This is a genomic window from Zhihengliuella salsuginis, from assembly GCF_014651715.1.
In the GTDB taxonomy this organism is placed as follows: domain Bacteria; phylum Actinomycetota; class Actinomycetes; order Actinomycetales; family Micrococcaceae; genus Zhihengliuella; species Zhihengliuella salsuginis.
Genome location: NZ_BMXK01000006.1, coordinates 125,951 through 144,709, shown reverse-complemented (window position 1 = coordinate 144,709; position 18,759 = coordinate 125,951). Strand labels below are relative to the sequence as shown.

Genomic DNA, 18,759 nt, shown 5'->3' with positions numbered 1-18,759 from the left:
CTGGTCGTCTCCTCCTCCGCCCTCGTCGAGGACCTGTTCCTCATGACGGGCAAGGAACTGACGCCGAAGCAGCAGGTCGTCTACGGTCGCCTCGGCGTCCTGATCGTCGCCGTGGTCGCCGGCCTGCTGGCCCTCGACACGGACAACTCCATTCTGGACCTCGTCGGCTTCGCCTGGGCGGGCTTCGGGTCGGCCTTCGGTCCGATCATCCTGTTGGCGCTGTTCTGGAACAAGCTGACCAGCGCGGGCGCCCTCTCCGGCATGATCACCGGCGCCGTCGTCTCCTTCACCTGGGGCCAGTTCGGCTGGCTTGGCCTGTACGAGATCGTCCCGGGCTTCATCCTGGCCGGGCTCGTCGCGATCGTCGTCTCCTCGATCTCCCCGCAGAAGGACCAGGGGATCTTCCAGGAGTTCGAGACCATGACCAACGAGATGGAGCAGATCAAGAACTGATCCTCCGCACCAGTCCCCGCCTCACGGCAGGGACCTCTCACCCCGAAGGGGCGTCCGTGAGCAGCATCACGGGCGCCCCTTCGGCGTCTCATGGAGTGCCAACGGCCTCGGCGACGTCTGCTACCGCGGCCACATCGAGGCCGTGGCCCGTCCCGTCCCGCGATCACGGAACCTCAAGTTGCCAGCCGTAGATCTCCCCAGATCAGATCTCATTCGCTACGCTCGGCACTAGCACCTCGGACAGCGTGTCGGAGGGCTGACGCGAGAAAGGAATCACCATGGGTTTCTTGAGCTGGATTCTGATTGGCCTGATCGCCGGTGCCATCGCCAAGGCGATCCTGCCGGGCAAGCAGGGCGGCGGCTGGATCGCCACCCTGATCCTCGGCATCATCGGCGCGTTCCTCGGCGGCTGGATCGGAAGTTCGCTGTTCGGAGCATCGACCAACGACGGGTTCTTCGATCTCGTGACCTGGATCTGGGCCATCATCGGCTCGCTGATCGTCCTGGTCATCTGGGGCTTCATCACCAAGAAGCGCGCCAAGTAGCACGCTTGTCACCCAGCGGGTGGCCGTCTCGTCTCGAGGCGGCCACCCGCTGGCGTTGAACCCGCGGCCGCACATCCGCCACGTCGGCGGGCGCCGGCTGCGGCGCACCGCTGCTGCAGGCTAGGGTGATGTCCATGGCGTGGATGCGAACCCGAGAACACTTCCTGGCCCTCTCCCCGGAACGGCTCTGGCCGGTCCTGAGCGACCTCGCCCGCCTGCCGGAGTGGAACACCGCCGTCGCCGCCATGCGCCCCGAGAGCGCGGACGGCTCAGTCTCGCACGGCACGCCCGTGCACCAGGTCCCCCGGTCCCCGCTGGTCGGCGCGGTCCACACGCGCACCGCCGGCCCCGCAGTCGTCACCGAGTTCTCCCCGCCAGCCGAGCATGACGGCGGCGCCGTGCCACCCGCTCCCGGCGCGCCGGCCGCGGCCCTCGCCTGGCGCCAGAAACAGCCGGCCGGGGGCCTGCTGGTCCGGTGGGAGCTCATCCCGCACACTGAGCCCACCACCACTGCGGACGGCGAGACCGTCGCGGTCGCCGGCACGCTCCTCCGCCAGCGGGTTTCAGCCGACGGCCTGTTCTCCGGCCTCTTCGCCGAGATCGCCGCCAGGCCCCTCGCCTCGCGATTCGCCGAGAACTGCGCGCGGCTCTACGCGCTGGCCCAGGACGCGGCCCCGGACCCCACCACCGTCCCGTCGCCTGATTCCGATGCCCCGGACCCCGGGACCACTGCGGAGCCGGCGGCCGGGCTGAAGGCCGTCATCGCCGGCGGCACCGGCTTCCTGGGGCGTCAGCTCGCGGCCGACCTCCTGTGCCGGGGACACGACGTCGTCCTCCTGACCCGGAACCCCGACCCGGAGCTGCCGTTCCGGCAGGCGGTCTGGGACGGGCGCACGGTGGCCGAGTGGGCCGGCGAGCTCGCCGGCGGCCCGGGGCAGCGCGTGGCGCTCGTGAATCTGGCCGGCAAGCTGGTCGACGTGCGGCCCAGCGCGGAGAACGTGGCCGCGCTCCGCTCCTCGCGCGTGGACTCGACGGGCGCGCTCGTGGAGGCCGCCCGGGGGCTCGAGACCCCGGTGGACACGTGGATCCAGGCGAGCACGACCGCCATCTACGGCGACGCCGGCGAGGACCAGCTGACGGAGGACTCCCGCCTGCCGACGGGGCCGGCGGCGCTGCCGCAGATGACCGGGGTCGCCGCACCGTGGGAGGACGCCGTGGCCGACGCGCACGCCGAACGTCTGCACGTGCTGCGGACCTCGATCGTCCTGGAGCAGGAGTGCCCTGCGTTCGACCGGCTGGCGATGCTCGCGCGGGCCGGCCTCGGAGGCAGGGTCGGCGACGGTCGGCAGTGGTTCTCGTGGATCCACCTCGACGACTGGCTGGCGATCGTGCGCGGCCTGCTGGGGCTGACACCGGGTCTCGTGGTGCCGGCCGGCGTCGTCAACGCGGCCGCCCCGGAGCCGGTGCGCAACCGGGACCTGATGCAGATCCTGCGCGGGGCCCTCGCGCCCCAGCCGCTCAAGCGCTACTCGCTCAACACTCCCGCGCCGCTGCTGAATGTGGGCGCGGCAGCCCTGCGGACCGATCCGGCGCTCGGCCTGACGGGTCGGTACGTGACGTCCAGGGTCCTGGCCGACGCCGGGTTCGAGTTCCGCCACCCGGACCTGCCCGGGGCCGTCCGTGACATCATCGGCTAGGTCCCCGGACGGGGCGGGCGACGCTCGCCTCTCCCGCTTTCACCTCAAGTTTTACCACGGCACAACCTCAGCGGCTTGTGGTTTGCGTGTGCCAGCCATGAAAGTCGGCAGGACGGCTCTTTGTAGTAGTGAAGCGGCCCCGGCTCGCGTATTCTTGGAGAACTGGGCCTACAGCCGCGACTTATCGCCTACCCACCGCGGCGGGCTGATTCATCCAAGATCGTCTGCGTCGGATGCGCCTTCGGTTTTCTTCACCTCAGGACGCTACGCAGCATGACTACTTCAGCCGTCGCCTCGGGCGACTCCTCCGCACCCACTGCGCGCATGCGCGCAACCAGCGACTACTCCCAGCTGATGGGACAGGTCCGCTCCGCCGGCCTGCTCTCCAAGCGGCGGGGCTTCTACCTGTGGCTGCTCGCAGGACTCGTGACGGCACTGGCCGCCTGCGGCGTGGCCTCGGTGCTCATCGGCCACTCGTGGTACCAGCTGCTGGTGGCCGGCATCGTCGGAATCCTCCTGACCCAGCTCGCGTTCATCGGCCACGAGGCCGCGCACCGCCAGGTCTTCCACAGCCACAAGACCAACGAGTGGGTGGGGCTGATCCTCGCCAACCTGGGCGCCGGCCTGTCCTTCGCCTGGTGGAACAACAAGCACAACCGGCACCACGCCAACCCGAACACGATCGGCTCGGACCCCGATATCGAGGATCCAGTGGTCGCGTTCACCCCGCAGCAGATGGCCACGCGCCGCGGCTTCCTCAAGTGGATCGCCGAGCGCCAGGGCTACCTGTTCTTCCCGCTGCTGCTCCTCGAGGGCCTGAACCTGCACCGCGACGCCCTGCAGACCGTGCTCGGCCGCGGCGCCGTGAAGCGCCGCCCGGTCGAGATTGCGACCCTCGCCATCCGCCTCGTCGGCATCCCGGTCGTGCTCTTCCTCCTGCTGCCGCCCGGCATCGCCGCGGCCGCCTGGGGCGTGCAGCTGGCCGTCTTCGGCTTCTACATGGGCGCCTCGTTCGCCCCGAACCACAAGGGCATGCCCCTGCTGCAGGAGCGCGGGACGCTGAACTTCCTCAAGCGCCAGGTCCTGACCTCCCGCAACATCAAGGGCACCCACTTCAACACGGCTCTGATGGGCGGGCTGAACTACCAGATCGAGCACCACCTGTTCCCGTCGATGCCGCGGCCGCACCTCGCCGCCGCCCAGCGCATCGTGGCCGACTTCTGCGCCGAGCGCGGCATCTCCTACACGGAGGTCTCGCTCACGGAGTCGTACCGCCAGGTGGTCCAGTACCTGAACCGGGTCGGGCTCTCGGCCCGCGACCCGTTCGAGTGCCCCATGCAGTCCATGCGCTAGCCACCGCGGCCCGCTCCGCGCTCCCGCGCCGGACGGATCCCGCAATCTCGGCGCGCGGCGTCGTCGTACGGCCCAGCCGGCGACATAATGGACGGGTGACTTCCCAACCAGCGCCCGCGCCCGCCGACACCGCGACCTTCGACCCGGCCCCGCCGTTCGGGCTCCTGCTCGACGTGGACGGGCCGATCGCCTCCCCCGTGACGCGCACGGTCGCGATCGAGTCGATCGGCCGGGACCTCGCCACCATGGCGAACGCCGGCATCCCGGTCGTGTTCAACACGGGCCGCTCGGACGCGTTCATCGCCGAGGAGGTCGTGCCCGCCCTGCGCGCGGCCGGCCTGCTCGAGGGCACGCCCGTCTTCACGGTCAGTGAGAAGGGCGCAGTGTGGGCGGACGTCTCCCCCGCCGGGCTCGGCGAGATCCACATCGACGATCACCTGAAACTCCCGGCCGGCCTGTACGACGACGTCCGCACACTGGTCGCCCAGCGGTACGCCTCGCTGATGTTCTTCGACGAGACGAAGCGGGCGATGGTCTCGGTCGAGATGACCGTGGGCGCCGACCCGCACGCCTACCTGGCGGCGCAGAAGCACTTCGACGATGCCATCCCGGAGCTGCTGGAGAAGCACGGGCTGACGGACGTGCGGATCGACCCGACGATCATCTCCACCGACATCGAGCACGAGCTCGTCGGCAAGGACCTGGGCGCGGCGCGCACGCTGGAGCTGCTCTCCGCCCGCGGCATCGCGGCGGCCTCGTGGTTCACGATGGGCGACTCGCGCACCGACTACGCGATGGCCGACTGGCTGCACGCCCGCGGCCACGAGGTCTCCCACGTGGACGTCCGGCCGGCCGACGGCGTCCCCGAGACGCCGTACCCGGTGCTGACGTCGGCGACCGGGGCGATCCACGACGAATCCGGCGCCGAGTTCCTCACCGCCTGGGCCGGCCGGCTGAACCGCTAGCGGCCGGCGGCGTCGTCCAGCCGCGACTGGGCGGCGAGGCGGACGGGCGCGTTGTCGGCGCCGTAGCCGTCGTAGCCGCCGATCCGCTCGACGACCTCGAAGAACACGCCCCCGATCCGGCGCGTGTAGAAGTGCAGGAACTCGCCGCGCCCGTCGCGGTCGTAGAGGACCTGGTGGCTGCGCAGCAGGTCGACGTACCGGTCGTCGAGATCGAAGCGCGCCCGGACGTCGTCGTAGTAGTTCGCCGGGACCGGCAGGAAGCGCATGCCCCGCTTGCGCGCCCGGTGGGCCACCGCCAGCACGTTGTCGGACGTGAGCGCCACGTGCTCGGTCTTCTGCTCGTGGACCGCGGGCAGCACGTTGAACGGCAGGCGGACCGTGCCGTCGGCGGTGCGCACCACGCGGCTGCGGACCAGCCCGTGCGGGCTGGCGACCTGGTTGACCGGGCCCTTCTCGAAGCCCAGGACGCTGCCGTAGAAGTGCACGGTCTCGTCGTGCGTCTCCCACGAGCTGACCAGGTTGACGTGGTCGAAGGCGCCGAGGTGGGATCCGTCCTCCGGCGCGAACCCGTGCTCGAACTCCTCCACCCACCCGGGCTCGCCGCCGCCGGCGGGCGCTTCGGCGAGGAACAGCTGCGGGCCGTGCGGGGTCGCGAACGCGGGCAGCCGCTGCTCGCCGGCCTGCATGGGCCGCGGCATGCGCGGCACGTCGAGCGCGGAGATCCGCTGCTCCGCGGTCTCGACGTCCCCGTAGAGCAGTCCCAGACCGGAGAGGTGCGGTTCGTCGCCGCGGGCGTACTGCTCGTTGAGCACGATCCGCGCCCCGCCCGCGCTCCAGAGCCGCACCCGCTTGGTGCGGTGCTGGCCGCGAAACGAGAAGCCGAGCTGCTCCAGGGCCTCCTCCACGTCGCGCGTGTCCTCGGCCTGGATCTCGACGAAGTCGACGCCGGCCGGCTCCTGCAGGTCGGGCACCGTCGACGGGCCGGCGGCGTCCGGGAAGCGGCGCGCGGTCTCGTCCGCGAGCGTGAACAGCGAGCGGTGGGCCTGCACCGCCGTCGTGCCGGACGCGGTCTGCCGGAAGGTGTCGTTGAAGACCTCCAGCGAGACCGGGCCGTCGTAGCCCGTGCGCAGCACGTGCGCCAGGAAGGCGCCCAGGTCGAACTCGCCCTCGCCGGGGAAGAGGCGGTGGTGGCGCGACCAGGAGAGCACGTCCATCGACAGCTCGGGGGCGTCGGCGAGCTGGAGGAAGAAGATCTTCGCCCCGTCGATCTCCTCGATGCCCGCCGGGTCGTGACCGCGGGAGAGGATGTGGAAGCTGTCCAGGCAGGTGCCGACGTTGGGGTGGTCGGCGAGCTGGACGATCCGCCACGCGCGGCGGTAGTCGCTCACGTAGCGGCCCCAGGCCAGCGCCTCGAAGGCGATCCGCACGCCGTAGCCCGCCGCGAGGTCGCCGAGGCGGCGCAGCTGGGCGGCGGAGACGTCGTCGGAGTCGATCGTCGCCGTGGCGACATTCGAGCAGACCAGGATCGTGTCGATCCCGAGCCGGGCCATGACCTGGAACCGGGCCTCGGCCCGGCGCAGGTTCGCCTCGAGCAGCTCCTCGGTGACGCCCTCGAAGTCGCGGAACGGCTGGTACAGGTCCAGCGTCAGGCCCAGCCGCTCGGCGCGCGCCCGGATCTCCTCGGGCGTCAGGTCGGAGGCGACGAGGTCGGGTTCGAAGACCTCGATCCCGTCGAATCCGGCCTGCGCGCACGCGCTCATCTTCTCTTCGAGGCTGCCGCTGAGGCAGACGGTGGCGATGGAGGTTCGCATGGTGTCTCTCCTGGGGTGGTCGGGGCGTCAGGGGTGCGACGCCGGTTCTCCGGTGGCGTTCAGTCCTCGCCGATGAGCTCGAGGAAGTGGGCGAGCATCCGCTCGCGGTCGGGCTCGCGCCCGGTGATGAGGGCGATGCTGTCGGCGGCCTGGCCGACGGCCATGAGGCCGCCGTCGAGTACCGGGTGCCCCGCCGCTGCGGCCCGGCGCAGCAGCTCGGTCTCCAGCGGCCGGTAGACGACCTCGGAGACCCACGCGCCCGCGGCGAGGTCCTCGGGCGCGAAGGCCGTGCCCGGGTGCTCCGCCATGCCGACGGGCGTGACGTGCACGACCCCGTCGACCTCGCCGAGCAGGCGGTCCAGGCCGCCGCCGGAGGACCGCAGGCGCGAGTCGCCGGAGACGCTGGCGTACCGGTCGACGAGGGCGTCGGCGGCCGCCGGGTCGAGGTCGTGGATGACGACCTCGGCGAAGCCCATGCCGAGCAGGGAGTAGGCCGTGGCCAGCCCGGCGCCGCCGGCGCCCACCTGCAGGACGCGGCCCCGCGGACGGGTTCCGAGGAAGGACTCCAGCCCTGCCCGGAACCCGGTGCAGTCGGTGTTGTGGGCGACGCGGCGCCCGCCCAGCAGGATGAGGTTCGCCGAGCCGATCCGGCGCACCTCCTCGCTGGTCTCGTCGACGTGGGCCAGCACCCGCTGCTTGTAGGGGTGGGTGACGTTGGCGGCGGCGAAGCCGCGGGCCTCGAGGTCCTCGAGCACGGCGCCGAGGTCGACGCCGTCCTGCCCGGAGAGGTCGACGCGCTCGTAGGTGTAGTCCAGGCCGAGCTCGCCGCCCTCCCTCTCGTGCAGGGGCGGCGTCAGCGAGGGGCCGATGCCGTCGCCGATGAGGGCGGTGCGGATCACGGGAGTCCTCCCGCGGCTGTTTCCCGAAAAACTCATTCGCGGGATTCCTTGATCGACTCGTAGGCGGCCAGCGAGTCGCCGGTCAGGTTCTCGCGGAACCACTCGTCGGCCCGGTCGCGGAAGGCCTCGATATCGACGTCGTCGACCACCTCGAAGCCCTCCTGGGCCTCGAATTCCTCGATCAGCTCCACGTCCGAGGACGCGACGCACTCGAGCATCGCCTCCTCGGCCTCGCCGACCGCTGACAGGAGGACCTCCTGCTGCGCACCGGACAGTTCGTCGAAGACGTCGCCCATCACGATCAGATTCGAGTTCTCCTGGTGCTCGGACAGGCTGACGTAGTCCTGCACCTCGTCCATATTGCTGGCGGCGATGTTGGAGAGGGTGTTCTCTCCACCGTCGACGAGGCCCTGCTGCATGCTCAGGTAGACCTCCTCGTAGGCGACCTCCGTCGCGTTGGCCCCGAGCGCCTTCGCGTTCATCAGGAACTGCAGCGAGCCGGGGAAGCGGATCCGCAGTCCCTCCAGGTCCTCCGGCGTCCTGATCGGCTGGTTGGCCGTGAAGTGCCGCGGCCCGATCGACCACGCTCCCAGCACGTTGATACCCGAGCGCTCCTTGAAAGCGTCCTTGAGCTCGTCCGCGGCGTCGGTCCGGAAGTACTCCGAGACGTGCCCGCCGTCCTCGAACGCGTAGGCCGCGTCGACGACGCCGATCGGCTCGTAGACGGTGGCGAGCGCCGAGGCGCCCTGCAGGTCGATGTCGATGTCGCCGGAGAGGACCGAGGCGATGCGGTCCGCGTCTCCGCCCAGCTGGCTGGAGTCGTAGATCTCCACGGTCATGCCGGCGTCCGCCTGCTCCACCTGGTCCTTGATGGTCGTAGCGCCGCAGGTGTGCGCCGCCTGGTCCTGGGTGTAGGAGTGGGCCAGCGTGAGCTCCACCGTCCCGTCGTCGGCTCCGCCGCCGCAGGCGGTGAGCAGGCCGAGCGGCAGCAGTGCCGCTGCGGCGAGGGCTGTGCGTGTGAGTTTCATGTGGTGTCCTTGCGCAGGGGCCCGGGGTCCGGGCCGGATGGGAGGGGTGCCGGGTCAGAGTCCCAATCGGGACGGCAGCCAGAGGATGAAGTCCGGGAAGGCGATGATCACCACGCAGATGACGAGCATCGGGACGATGAACGGGGCGGCGCCGCGGAACACCTCGCCGACCGGCACCCTGAGCGTGGAGCTCATGACGTACAGCACCGTGCCGACGGGCGGGGTGAGCAGGCCGATCATCAGCGAGAGGATCATCAGGACGCCGAGCACGATCGGGTCGATGCCGAGCTCGGCGGCGATCGGCATGAGCATCGGAACGGTCAGCACCAGCACGGCGACGGCGTCGACCACTGTGCCGAGGACCAGCATCAGCAGCGCCACCAGAACCAGGAACAGCGTCGGGTCCTCCGTGAGTCCCAGCATGAGGGCCGCCAGGTCCTGGGGGACGCGCTCTGAAGCGAACACGTATCCCACGAGGGCCGCGGATGCGACGATCAGCATGATCGCGGCGGTCGTCATGACCGTGTCGACGAAGATCTTCGGCAGGTCGCGCAGGCGGATCTTCTTGTAGGCGACGCCGAGGATCAGCATGTAGAGGGAGCCGACGGCGGCGGCCTCGGTGGGCGTGAAGAAGCCGCCCAGGATGCCCCCCAGGATGATGACGGGCGCCAGCAGCGGCGCGAGGACGGCTCGGCCGGTCTCGGCGACGCGGGCCCAGGAGAAGCCGATGTCCTGGATGTCCGGCTGGCGCCGCACCCAGATGAAGACGACGATCGCAAGGCCCAGCGCCATCAGGATGGCCGGGATCACCGAGGCCGCGAAGAGTGCACCGGTCGAGACCGCTCCGAGACCCGCGAAGATGACGGCGGGGATGCTCGGGGGCATGACCGGGGCGATCAGCGCGGAGGACCCGACGACGCCCAGACTGAAACGCTTGGAATAGCCGTTCTTCACCATCTGCGGCACCTGGATCTTCCCCAGGGCCGCGGCGTCGGCGACGGCCGACCCGCTCATCCAGGAGAAGCCCAGGCTCACGCCGATGCTCACGTAGCCGAGCCCGCCGCGGACCTTGCCCATGAGGGCGAGCGCGAAATCGAAGAGCCGATCCGCGATGCCGGCGTGGCCGGCCAGGCTGCCGAGCAGGATGAAGAGCGGGATGGCCAGCAGCGGGAAGCTCGCCGTGGACTCCGCGACGAGGCGCATGGCCAGACCTGCGGAGTGGCCGGTGGAGAGAAGGTAGACCAGGCCCGGCCCCAGGAAGGCGAAGGCGACGGGAACACGCAGGACCAGGAGGGCCGCGATGGCCAGGAGCATGAGGATGACGGTCACGACTGGACCTCCCGGTTGACCTGAACGGAGAGCGCGTCGCTCTCGTGGGCCGCCTCGACGCCGTCACGGGCGACGACCAGGGCGGCCGCGACGGAGCGAATGGCCGTGCTGATGAAGCCGACGAGCGGCAGGACGTAGTGCAGGGACATGCTCATGCCCATCGAAGGCGACGTCAGGATGGACGACGTCGAGACGAGCGAGACGCACTGCCACGCGAACAGCACGGCAACAATGGCAACAATGATGTGCGCGACGATGTGGAACGTGCGCACCAGGCCCTCGGACTTGATGTTGTCGATGACCTGGAGGGCGATGTGGCCGTCCCGCGTCACCAGCACGCCGGCGGCGAGGAACGTGAGCCAGACCAGGGAGAACTGTGACAGCTCGCCGGTCCACGCCAGGCCGGCGACGGGCAGGTACCGTTGGAACGCCTGAACCAGTACGGCCAGGAATATCACCGCTGTGAGAACGGCGGCGATGCCGATCTCCACGCTGGTGAGGGCGGCGACGAGGCGCCGCAGGCCACCCCCGCCGTCTCGAGACTGTGATGCCATGACGCATCCTTCCGTTGTTTGGACACGAACCGCCGTGTGGTCCGCCTCACAATGATTTCCTCGAAGCTAGCAAGCGCCGTAAAACCCGGGCAACTAGTTGCCAAAAGTTGCCAAATATGTTTGTGTGTAACCATGCCCAAGGTGACCATCTACGACGTCGCACGAGCGGCCGGCGTCGCCCCCTCCACCGTGTCCCGAGCCCTTAGCAATCCGGACCGTGTCAGCGACGCGATGCGCCAGCGCGTGCAGGAGGCCGCAGACGCCGAAGGATACGAGCCCCGCACGGCGGCCCGCTCGCTCCGGCCGGCGCCCCGCCAGACCATCGCGATGGTCCTCGCGGATATCACCAACCCGCACTTCATCAAGATCATCCGCGGCGCGGAACTCCGGGCCAAGGCCGCCGGCTTCACGCTGGTGGTGGTCAACGCCGAGGAATCCCCACAGATCGAGCTGACCCAGATCCGCGGCCTGGCGCAGAAGGTGGACGGGTTCGTACTGACGTCCAGCCGGCTGCCGGACCAGGAGCTGCTCGCCATCGGCCAGCAGCACAAGGTGGTGCTCCTGAACCGCGATGTGCCGGGGTTGACCAGCGTGCGCTTGGACATGGCCCACGGGTGCCGACAGATCTTGGAACATCTGGCCTCGTTGGGGCATCGGGAGTTCACGTACTGCGCCGGCCCTCCGGGGTCCTGGGTGGGCTCCCTGCGGTGGGCCACGCTGCGCGACGGCGCCAAGGAGCACGGGCTCACGGCCCACCGGATCGGCCCCTACGCGCCGACGGTCGCGGCGGGCGGAGTCGCCGCCGACGCCGCGCTGCGCTCCAACCCGACCGCTCTGGTCGCCCACAACGACATGCTCGCCTTCGGGATGATGAAGCGGCTGGCCTCGCGAGGGGTCCCGGTGCCGGAGCAGGTGAGCATCGTCGGCTTCGACAACAATTTCGCCGCAGAACTGGTGTCGACCCCGCTGACCACGCTGGACGGTCCGGGCGCGGAAGTGGGGGCGCGCGGCGTCGACCTGCTCCTGCGTTCGATCGCCGAGCACCCGGACCGGCGGGGCACGGTGACGGATCTGCCGAACGACCGGATCACGCTGCCGACCGAGCTGATCCTGCGCGAATCCTCGGGGCTGGCGCCCGATCGCTAGGCGCGGCTCAGGCTGAGATGCGCCCCAGCGCCGTCACCGCCGAGAACGCCGAGCCGCCGATGACCAGCGCGAAGCCCGTCAGCCAGAGGAACGACGGCGCCCCGCTCATGCGGGAGAGCAGGTAGGCGTCCGAGTTCCGGCGGTCGCCGCGCCGGCCGTGCACCGCGGCCACCTTGAACCAGTCGCGCACGGCGCCGACCAGCAGGGCGATCCCGAGGACCAGCACCACGACGCCCACGTTCTCCCGCGGCAGGAACACCACCAGGGACTGCGCGACGGCGGCGCACACCAGGGCGATCAGCATCCCCCAGCCGTTGCGGATGAACAACAGCGATACCAGCAGCATCGCGGCCCCCAGCGAGAGCGCCGCGCCGCCCCAGCCTTCCGCGGCCGCCCAGATCATCAAGGCGCCCGCGACCGCCGGTGCCGGGTATCCCCAGAAACCCGCCCAGATGCTCCCGCCCCGGCCGCGGCCGGCGCTGACCATCTCACCGGAGTGGTCCAGCCGCAGCCGGATCCCGCGCACCACGCGTCCGGTTGTCAGGGCGGCGAGGGCGTGCCCGAGCTCGTGGACGAACGTCACGTAGAGCCCGAACCACCGCCAGGTCACCCGGGGCACGGAGACGGCGACGGCGGCCGCGACGACGAGCACGACCACCAGCGCGTCCAGGTGCAGGGGCGCCGCGTGCGCGAATCCGCCGCGCAGCGCGCGCCACCACTGTTCGAGTCCAGTCATCACGGATCCAGACTAGTCACCCATCCTGTGCCCTCCCGCTCGCGGCGGCCCCGGCAGTAGGCTCGGGTCATGCGTTCACCCATCGAGGAGTACCTGCGGACCCTGCACCGCGAGCTGTCGGGGCTCGACGACGGCGTGCCGTTCCAGAACATCCCGGCCATGGCGGCCGCGGACCCGGACGACTTCGCCATCTGCCTCGCCACCGTGGACGGGCACGTCTACGAGATCGGCGACTCGCGCACGGAGTTCACGATCCAGTCCATCTCCAAGCCCTTCACCTACGGGCTGGCCCTCGAGGACCACGGTCTCGACGCCGTGGACCGCAAGATCGATGTGGAGCCCTCGGGCGACGCGTTCAACGAGATCTCCCTCGCCCGCGACACCGGCCGCCCGGCCAACCCCATGATCAACGCCGGCGCGATCGCCGCCACGTCGCTCATCAAGGGTTCCGGCGGCCGCGACGGATTCGCCAGGATCCTCGACATCCACTCCCGCTTCGCGGGACGTTCCCTCTCCGTCTCGGAGCGGGTCTTCGCGTCCGAGGCCGCGACGGGATTCCGCAACCGGGCCCTCGCCGACCTGCTGCGCAGCTTCGACATCATCGAGGACGACCCGGCCGGTCCCGTCGAGAACTACTTCCGCCAGTGCTCGATCCAGGTCGACGCGCGCGACCTGGCGCTCATGGGCGCCACCCTGGCCAACGGCGGGCGCCAGCCGGTCACGGGCGAGCAGGTCGTCGACATGGAGACGGTCCAGCGGATGCTCTCCGTCATGCTCACGTGCGGCATGTACGACGACGCCGGCGCCTGGACGAGCGCTGTCGGCCTGCCCGCCAAGTCGGGTGTGGGCGGCGGGCTCATGGCTGTGCTGCCGGGACAACTGGCCATCTCCGTGTACTCGCCGCCGCTGGATCGGCACGGCTCCTCGGTGCGCGGCATCGCTGCGACCCGGCGGATCGCCGCGGAAAAGAGCCTGCACTTCGTCCAGGCCGCGCGGATCGGCCGGTCCGCCATCCGCGAGCACTACCCCATCACCGACGCTCCGTCCGGGGTGCGCCGCAACCAGGAGGCCGCGGACGTTCTGACCGAGCACGGGCACCGCGCCCAACTCGTCGAACTCCACGGCGACCTGCTCTTCGCCGGTGCCGAGTCGGCGACACGGCACGTCAGCTCGCTGCCCGAGACGGTGGAGATCCTCCTGCTGGACGTACGCAAGGTGGACGAGGTGAACGACGTCGCGCTCGGGATCATGGAGGAGCTGCAGCGGAGCTTCGAGACGGACGGCCGACGGCTCGCCGTGATCGACGACGCCGGCCGGATCTCGGATGTCCTCTGCGCGGGCTCGACCCCGCTCTTCCCGGGCAGCACGGAGGCGATCGAGTGGGCGGAGGAGCGCCTGATCCGAACCCACGGCCGCAGCGGCCTGATCCCGGACTCGGCGGAGCTGCCGGACTTCGCGGCGCTGTCGCCGCTGACCGCCGAGCAGATCGCCGACCTCGACGACCGGATGGAGGACCGCACCTTCGAGGACGGCGAGCTGATCCGCCGTTCCGGACAGAAGTTCGGCGGGGTCTACTTCATCCTCTCCGGCGACGTCGCCGCCAGCACGGTGCGCGACGGGCACCGGGTCCGGTACACCACGCTGGGGCCGGGCATGACCTTCGGCGAGATCGCGCTCGGCGGCGGCGCCCCGGTCCGGGTCCGCGCGCAGGGCCCGGTGGTCCTGCGTGTGCTGACGGCGGACGCGATCGAGCGGATCGAACGGGAGGACGCCACCCTGGCCCTGGCGCTCTGGAAGGCGGTGGCGACGGACGCCTACACCCGGGTGGAGCAGAACCTGCAGGAGGTCGCGATCCGCGTCCGCATCTGAGCCCTACCGCGCGGCGAGCGCCTTCTGCCTGCGGTAGGAGAGCACGGTCCCGGTCACCACGATCACCAGCGCGATCAGGAAGATGCCACTGCCGATCACGTTGGCCTGCGCCGGGATGCCGCGGGTCGCCGCCACGTAGATGAACTTCGGGAACGTGTCGAACGTGCCGGAGTTGAAGTTCGCGATGATGAAGTCGTCGAAACTCATCGCGAAGCTCAGCAGCGCCGCCGCGACCACCCCCGGCAGCAGGAGCGGGAACGTCACCTTCCAGAAGGTGGTGCGCGGGGACGCGTACAGGTCGCCGGCCGCCTCCTCGAGCCGGCCGTCGAGCGCCGAGACGCGCGCCCGGACCGTCACGACGACGAACGCCATGCAGAACGTGACGTGGGAGATGACCACGGTCCAGTAGCCGAGCTCCCATCCCAGGTTCAGGAACTGGGCCAGCAGGGAAGCGCCGAGCACAACCTCCGGCGTCGCCAGCGGCAGGATGATGAGGATATCGGCGAGCTTGCGGAACCGGAACTTGTAGCGGGCCAGCCCCAGCGCGATCGCCGTGCCGAGCACGGTCGCGATGATCGTCGCCACGAACGCGATCGACAGGGAGTTGCCGAGGGCGTCGCAGATGTTCGGCGCGCCGCACGGGTTCAACCAGTTGGAGAACGTGAACCCCTGCCAGGTCAGATTGGTGCGGCCGGCGTCGTTGAACGAGTAGACGAAGATGTAGGCGATCGGGACCAGCAGGTACACGAACGCCAGCCCGCCGAGGACGGGGACCAGCCAGCGGCCGATACGTTGCTTGAAGCGCATCTAGAACAGCTCCTTCGTCCCGAACTTGCGGATGTAGGCCATAACCAGGATCAGAATGACCACCATCAGCACCGTGGAGAGGGCCGCGGCCATCGGGTAGTCGACGATCTTGAAGAAGCGCGAGTCGATGACCTGGCCGATCATGGCGGTGTCCCGGTTGTTGCCCAGGATCGTGGCGTTGATGTAGTCGCCCGAGGCCGGGATGAACGTCAGCAGGGTGCCGGCGAAGACACCCGGCATGGACAGGGGCAGAGTGACCTTGCGGAACGCCGTCATGGGCGAGGCGAACAGGTCCCCGGCCGCCTCCAACAGGCGGGTGTCGAGCCGTTCGAGGCTCGCGTAGATCGGCAGGGTCATGAACGGCAGGAAGTTGTAGGTCAAGCCGGCGACGACGGCGATCGACGTCGCCGTCAGTCGTCCGTCCTCCGGCAGGATCGCCACGAACCGCAGCGCCTCCACCACGAACCCCTCGTCGGAGAGGATCTGCTTCCACGCCTGCGTGCGCAGGACGAAGCTGGAGAAGAACGGGGCGATCAGGATGACCAGGAGGATGGCGGCCAGCAGCTTGTGCTGCCGCAGCCGCACGGCCACCAGGTAGGCCATGGTGTAGCCGATGATCAGGGCCAGCACGGTCGCGATGCCCGCGAAGAGGAACGACCGCAGCAGCGGCACCCAGTACTCGCTGAGGGCGACGACGTAGTTGGAGACCTCGAACGCGGGCACGAACACGCCGGTCTCGGCGCCGGGCGGCTTCGCGTACAGCGACATCGCCAGCAGCACGAACACCGGTGCCGCGAAGAACAGCAGCAGGAACACGAAGCCCGGGACGATCAGTCCCACGCCGATGCGGCCGCGCGCCTTCTCTGCCTTCTGCTCGGCTGCGGACAGGTTCTCGGCCGGCTCGGGGCGCCGGGAGGCGGGCGCCCTCATGCGTCCCGCTCCGCCGCCCCGGCGGCGACGTCGTCGTCCCCCGCCAGACCGAACGTGAAGTCCGGGTCCCAGCACATGACGGCCGGCTCGCCGGCCTTGCCGGTGACCTGCCCCATGTTCTGCGTGAAGGTGCCGACGGTGCCCACCCCGGGCACCTCGACGAGGTACTCGGTGGAGACGCCCGTGAAGGAGGCGTCGACGATGGTCCCGTCGAGCCGGTTGTGCCCGGCGGGGACGGTCTCCTCGCCGGCGGTGAAGATGCGCATCTTCTCCGGACGCACGCCGAGGACGACGTCGCCCGTCTCGGCGACGGCCCGGTCGGCGCGCACGCGCTGGAGACCGCCGGCGGCCTCGACCTGCAGGTAGTCGCCGTCGCGTCCGACCACCTTCCCGTGCATGAGGTTGGACTTGCCGAGGAAGTTGGCGACGAACGCCGTCTTCGGCAGCTCGTAGAGTTCGCGCGGGGCGCCCATCTGCTCGATCCGCCCGTGGTTCATCACGGCCACGACGTCGGCCATGGTCATGGCCTCCTCCTGGTCGTGGGTGACGTGCACGAACGTCAGGCCGAGCTCGATCTGGATCTGCTTGAGCTCCACCTGCATCTGCCGGCGCAGCTTCATGTCGAGGGCGCCGAGCGGCTCGTCGAGGAGCAGCACCTGCGGCCGGTTCACGACGGCGCGGGCCAGCGCCACGCGCTGCTGCTGGCCGCCCGAGAGCTGGGCGGGCCGGCGGTTCGCCAGGTGGCCGAGCTCCACGAGCTCGAGTGCCTCCTTGGCGCGGGCGACGGCGTCGGCCACCTTGCGCTGCTTGAGGCCGAACGCGACGTTGTCCAGGACGGACATGTGCGGGAACAGGGCGTAGGACTGGAACACGGTGTTGACCGGGCGCCGGTGCGAGGGCAGGTCGGTGACGTCCTCGTCGCCGATGCGCAGCGTGCCCTCGGAGGGCTGCTCGAGCCCGGCCACGATCCGCAGCGTGGTCGACTTGCCGCAGCCCGACGGGCCGAGGAGGGCGAAGAACGACCCGGAGGGGATGGTCAGCGACAGGTCGTCGACGGCGGTGAACGCCGCGAAGCGTTTGCTGACGTTCTCGATCACCAGGTCGGCGCCGCCCACGGCGCCGGGGACGACGGCGGCGCGGCCGCCCTGGTCGGCGGCCGCTTCCGGCCGGGTTCCTTCAGTGCTCATGCGGCCGCCTTTCGCGTCCTCGGTGGTCTGCACGTTCGCGGGTTCCTGCGTCATGGTCACGATCAGACCCCGATCGCCCCGGAGAACATCGAGGAGTACTCGTTCTCCTCACCCGAGTCGAGGGTCCGGAAGATGCTGACGTTGGACAGGAAGTCCTCGGTCGGGAAGATCAGCGGGTTGTCGACAAGCGACGGGTCGATGCCCTCCATCGCCTCGCGCGCCCCCTCGACGGGGCAGATGTAGTTGACGTAGGCGGCCACGGTGGCGGCGACCTCGGGGTCGTAGTAGTGGTTCATGAGCTGCTCGGCGTTGGACTTGTGGGTCGCGCCGATCGGGACCAGCATGTTGTCGCTCCAGAGAGTGCCGCCGGCCTCCGGGATGGCGAACTCCCACTTGTCGCCCTCTTCGAAGTTGAGCTGGGTGATGTCGCCGGACCAGCCGATCACGGCGAGCGCGTCCTCGGAGACCAGGTCCTCCTTGTACGAGTTGCCCTTGACCTGGCGGATCTGGCCGGAGTCGATCTGCTGCTCCAGCAGGTCGGCGGCGTTGCCGAACTCGTCGGCGCCCCAGTCGCCGGCGATGTCGACGCCCTGCTCCAGCATGAGCAGGCCCATGGTGTCGCGCATCTCGTCCAGGACCTCGACGCGCCCCTTGAGCTCCGGCTTCCACAGGTCGGAGACGGTCTTCAGCCCGCCCGGGACCTTCTCCTTGTTCCAGGCGATGCCGGCGAAGCCGGACTGCCAGGTGAGCGAGTGTTTGCGGCCCGGATCGAAGTCGACGTCCTGCAGGTTGGGCAGCAGGTTCTCGGCGTTCGGGATGTTGGAGCGGTCGAGCTCCTGGGTGTAGCCCTGCCGGATGAGGCGCGCGGCCATGTAGTCCGTCAGCGTGACGATGTCCTGGCCGATGTCCTGGCCGCGGGAGAGCTGCGCCTGGACCTTGCCGTAGTAGGAGTCGTTGCCGTCGACGTCCTCCGAGTAGTTGACGGTCAGCCCGGACTTCTCCATGAAGGCCTCGAGGCTCGGGTACTTCTTCGTCTCGTCGTCGTAGTCCAGGTAGAGGGTCCAGTTGGCCCAGTTCACAACGGCCTCGTCGGCGGAGACGTCGGCCGCCGGGGTCAGCGCGGCGGCGCTGGACGCGCCGCCGGTCCCCGTGCCGCCCGTGCCGCACGCGGCGAGGAGGCCGGCGAGGCCGAGCCCGCCGGCGCCTCCCAGGAGACGACGGCGGCTCACCTGCGCGGCGATGAGGCGGTTCAGGCGCGGATCGGTGGGCTTGCGGCGGCGGTTGAAAGGCTGCGGTGCCATGGTGCGGCTCCTCGTGGTGCGTAGGTCCGATGCGGTGTGACGTGACCCACATCATGCCAGTGCCAGCGGATGGAGACAAGGGTTTCGTGTGTAAATTTTGCGTTTCGCGACTGATTCAGTCGTAGTTTTCAACTTTCCTATCGTTTTCC

17 protein-coding genes are annotated in these 18,759 nt (G+C 69.8%); 7 read left to right on the top strand and 10 right to left on the bottom strand.

Annotated elements, in window-relative coordinates; all coding sequences use genetic code 11:
- From IE069_RS15625 to IE069_RS08385, 5 genes are all read left to right on the top strand, one after another.
- On the top strand, positions 1 to 453 hold a 453-nt coding region (locus tag IE069_RS15625; RefSeq protein WP_444545867.1), incomplete at its 5' end, for a sodium:solute symporter family transporter.
- Between the two features lie 278 nt (positions 454 to 731).
- A complete protein-coding gene (locus IE069_RS08400) occupies positions 732 to 998 on the top strand; it encodes a GlsB/YeaQ/YmgE family stress response membrane protein (RefSeq protein WP_189349685.1) in 267 nt (88 codons plus the stop codon).
- A gap of 134 nt (positions 999 to 1,132) precedes the next feature.
- The gene (locus IE069_RS08395) at positions 1,133 to 2,695 is read left to right on the top strand and encodes a DUF1731 domain-containing protein (RefSeq protein ID WP_229791029.1); all 1,563 of its coding nucleotides are present in this window, start codon (positions 1,133 to 1,135) and stop codon (positions 2,693 to 2,695) included.
- 273 nt (positions 2,696 to 2,968) lie between these two features.
- Positions 2,969 to 4,048 carry a fatty acid desaturase family protein gene (locus IE069_RS08390; protein WP_189349684.1) on the top strand — a complete coding sequence of 360 codons (1,080 nt, stop codon included), beginning with the start codon at positions 2,969 to 2,971 and terminating at the stop codon, positions 4,046 to 4,048.
- Between the two features lie 95 nt (positions 4,049 to 4,143).
- Positions 4,144 to 5,013 (top strand): hypothetical protein, encoded by an 870-nt coding sequence (locus tag IE069_RS08385; protein WP_189349683.1) that lies wholly within the window; start codon positions 4,144 to 4,146, stop codon positions 5,011 to 5,013.
- On the opposite strand, the gene IE069_RS08380 is transcribed toward IE069_RS08385, so the two are convergent.
- From IE069_RS08380 to IE069_RS08360, 5 genes are read right to left on the bottom strand one after another with little or no spacing between them, the layout of a single operon-like run.
- Positions 5,010 to 6,824: a sugar phosphate isomerase/epimerase and 4-hydroxyphenylpyruvate domain-containing protein gene (locus tag IE069_RS08380; RefSeq protein WP_189349682.1), complete on the bottom strand. Its 1,815-nt coding sequence runs from the start codon at positions 6,822 to 6,824 to the stop codon at positions 5,010 to 5,012. The genes IE069_RS08385 and IE069_RS08380 overlap by 4 nt on opposite strands.
- A 59-nt stretch (positions 6,825 to 6,883) precedes the next feature.
- Positions 6,884 to 7,759 (bottom strand): shikimate dehydrogenase, encoded by an 876-nt coding sequence (locus IE069_RS08375; protein ID WP_189349681.1) that lies wholly within the window; start codon positions 7,757 to 7,759, stop codon positions 6,884 to 6,886.
- Entirely contained in the window at positions 7,756 to 8,751 is a 996-nt protein-coding gene (gene dctP, locus IE069_RS08370) for a TRAP transporter substrate-binding protein DctP (protein ID WP_189349680.1), read from the bottom strand. Before dctP ends, IE069_RS08375 begins: the two co-directional genes overlap by 4 nt.
- A gap of 54 nt (positions 8,752 to 8,805) precedes the next feature.
- Positions 8,806 to 10,080, bottom strand: a complete 1,275-nt coding sequence (locus IE069_RS08365) for a TRAP transporter large permease (RefSeq protein WP_189349679.1) — start codon at positions 10,078 to 10,080, stop codon at positions 8,806 to 8,808.
- Positions 10,077 to 10,634, bottom strand: a complete 558-nt coding sequence (locus IE069_RS08360; RefSeq protein WP_189349678.1) for a TRAP transporter small permease — start codon at positions 10,632 to 10,634, stop codon at positions 10,077 to 10,079. Before IE069_RS08360 ends, IE069_RS08365 begins: the two co-directional genes overlap by 4 nt.
- A gap of 132 nt (positions 10,635 to 10,766) precedes the next feature.
- On the opposite strand from IE069_RS08360, the gene IE069_RS08355 reads away from it, so the two are divergent.
- Entirely contained in the window at positions 10,767 to 11,780 is a 1,014-nt protein-coding gene (locus IE069_RS08355) for a LacI family DNA-binding transcriptional regulator (protein ID WP_189349677.1), read from the top strand.
- Between the two features lie 7 nt (positions 11,781 to 11,787).
- On the opposite strand, the gene IE069_RS08350 is transcribed toward IE069_RS08355, so the two are convergent.
- Positions 11,788 to 12,516 (bottom strand): M50 family metallopeptidase, encoded by a 729-nt coding sequence (locus IE069_RS08350; protein ID WP_189349761.1) that lies wholly within the window; start codon positions 12,514 to 12,516, stop codon positions 11,788 to 11,790.
- Between the two features lie 69 nt (positions 12,517 to 12,585).
- Here IE069_RS08350 and glsA point away from each other — a divergent pair, with 69 nt between their 5' ends.
- Positions 12,586 to 14,385, top strand: coding sequence for a glutaminase A (gene glsA / locus IE069_RS08345; RefSeq protein ID WP_189349676.1), 1,800 nt, complete (start codon positions 12,586 to 12,588; stop codon positions 14,383 to 14,385).
- A 3-nt stretch (positions 14,386 to 14,388) separates the two neighbouring features.
- Here the strand turns inward: glsA and IE069_RS08340 are convergent, their stop codons facing one another.
- From IE069_RS08340 to IE069_RS08325, 4 genes are read right to left on the bottom strand one after another with little or no spacing between them, the layout of a single operon-like run.
- Positions 14,389 to 15,192, bottom strand: coding sequence for an ABC transporter permease (locus IE069_RS08340; RefSeq protein ID WP_189349675.1), 804 nt, complete (start codon positions 15,190 to 15,192; stop codon positions 14,389 to 14,391).
- Positions 15,193 to 16,122 carry an ABC transporter permease gene (locus IE069_RS08335; protein ID WP_189349674.1) on the bottom strand — a complete coding sequence of 310 codons (930 nt, stop codon included), beginning with the start codon at positions 16,120 to 16,122 and terminating at the stop codon, positions 15,193 to 15,195.
- Entirely contained in the window at positions 16,119 to 17,363 is a 1,245-nt protein-coding gene (locus tag IE069_RS08330; RefSeq protein WP_229791028.1) for an ABC transporter ATP-binding protein, read from the bottom strand. The genes IE069_RS08335 and IE069_RS08330 overlap by 4 nt, the downstream gene beginning before the upstream one ends.
- Before the next feature lie 8 nt (positions 17,364 to 17,371).
- On the bottom strand, positions 17,372 to 18,610 hold the full coding sequence (locus IE069_RS08325; RefSeq protein ID WP_189349673.1) for an ABC transporter substrate-binding protein: 1,239 nt from the start codon (positions 18,608 to 18,610) through the stop codon (positions 17,372 to 17,374).
- Positions 18,611 to 18,759 lie beyond the last annotated feature (149 nt).

Bases quoted from the DNA above. Each gene is read 5' to 3' on its own strand.
- glsA (WP_189349676.1), top strand. From the start codon at position 12,586: ATGCGTTCACCCATCGAGGAGTACCTGCGGACCCTGCACCGCGAGCTG.
- IE069_RS08335 (WP_189349674.1), bottom strand. From the start codon at position 16,122: ATGAGGGCGCCCGCCTCCCGGCGCCCCGAGCCGGCCGAGAACCTGTCC.
- IE069_RS08390 (WP_189349684.1), top strand. From the start codon at position 2,969: ATGACTACTTCAGCCGTCGCCTCGGGCGACTCCTCCGCACCCACTGCG.
- IE069_RS08375 (WP_189349681.1), bottom strand. From the start codon at position 7,759: ATGAGTTTTTCGGGAAACAGCCGCGGGAGGACTCCCGTGATCCGCACC.
- IE069_RS08325 (WP_189349673.1), bottom strand. From the start codon at position 18,610: ATGGCACCGCAGCCTTTCAACCGCCGCCGCAAGCCCACCGATCCGCGC.
- IE069_RS08360 (WP_189349678.1), bottom strand. From the start codon at position 10,634: ATGGCATCACAGTCTCGAGACGGCGGGGGTGGCCTGCGGCGCCTCGTC.
- IE069_RS08340 (WP_189349675.1), bottom strand. From the start codon at position 15,192: ATGCGCTTCAAGCAACGTATCGGCCGCTGGCTGGTCCCCGTCCTCGGC.
- IE069_RS08400 (WP_189349685.1), top strand. From the start codon at position 732: ATGGGTTTCTTGAGCTGGATTCTGATTGGCCTGATCGCCGGTGCCATC.
- dctP (WP_189349680.1), bottom strand. From the start codon at position 8,751: ATGAAACTCACACGCACAGCCCTCGCCGCAGCGGCACTGCTGCCGCTC.
- IE069_RS08355 (WP_189349677.1), top strand. From the start codon at position 10,767: ATGCCCAAGGTGACCATCTACGACGTCGCACGAGCGGCCGGCGTCGCC.
- IE069_RS08350 (WP_189349761.1), bottom strand. From the start codon at position 12,516: ATGACTGGACTCGAACAGTGGTGGCGCGCGCTGCGCGGCGGATTCGCG.
- IE069_RS08380 (WP_189349682.1), bottom strand. From the start codon at position 6,824: ATGCGAACCTCCATCGCCACCGTCTGCCTCAGCGGCAGCCTCGAAGAG.
- IE069_RS08395 (WP_229791029.1), top strand. From the start codon at position 1,133: ATGGCGTGGATGCGAACCCGAGAACACTTCCTGGCCCTCTCCCCGGAA.
- IE069_RS08330 (WP_229791028.1), bottom strand. From the start codon at position 17,363: ATGACGCAGGAACCCGCGAACGTGCAGACCACCGAGGACGCGAAAGGC.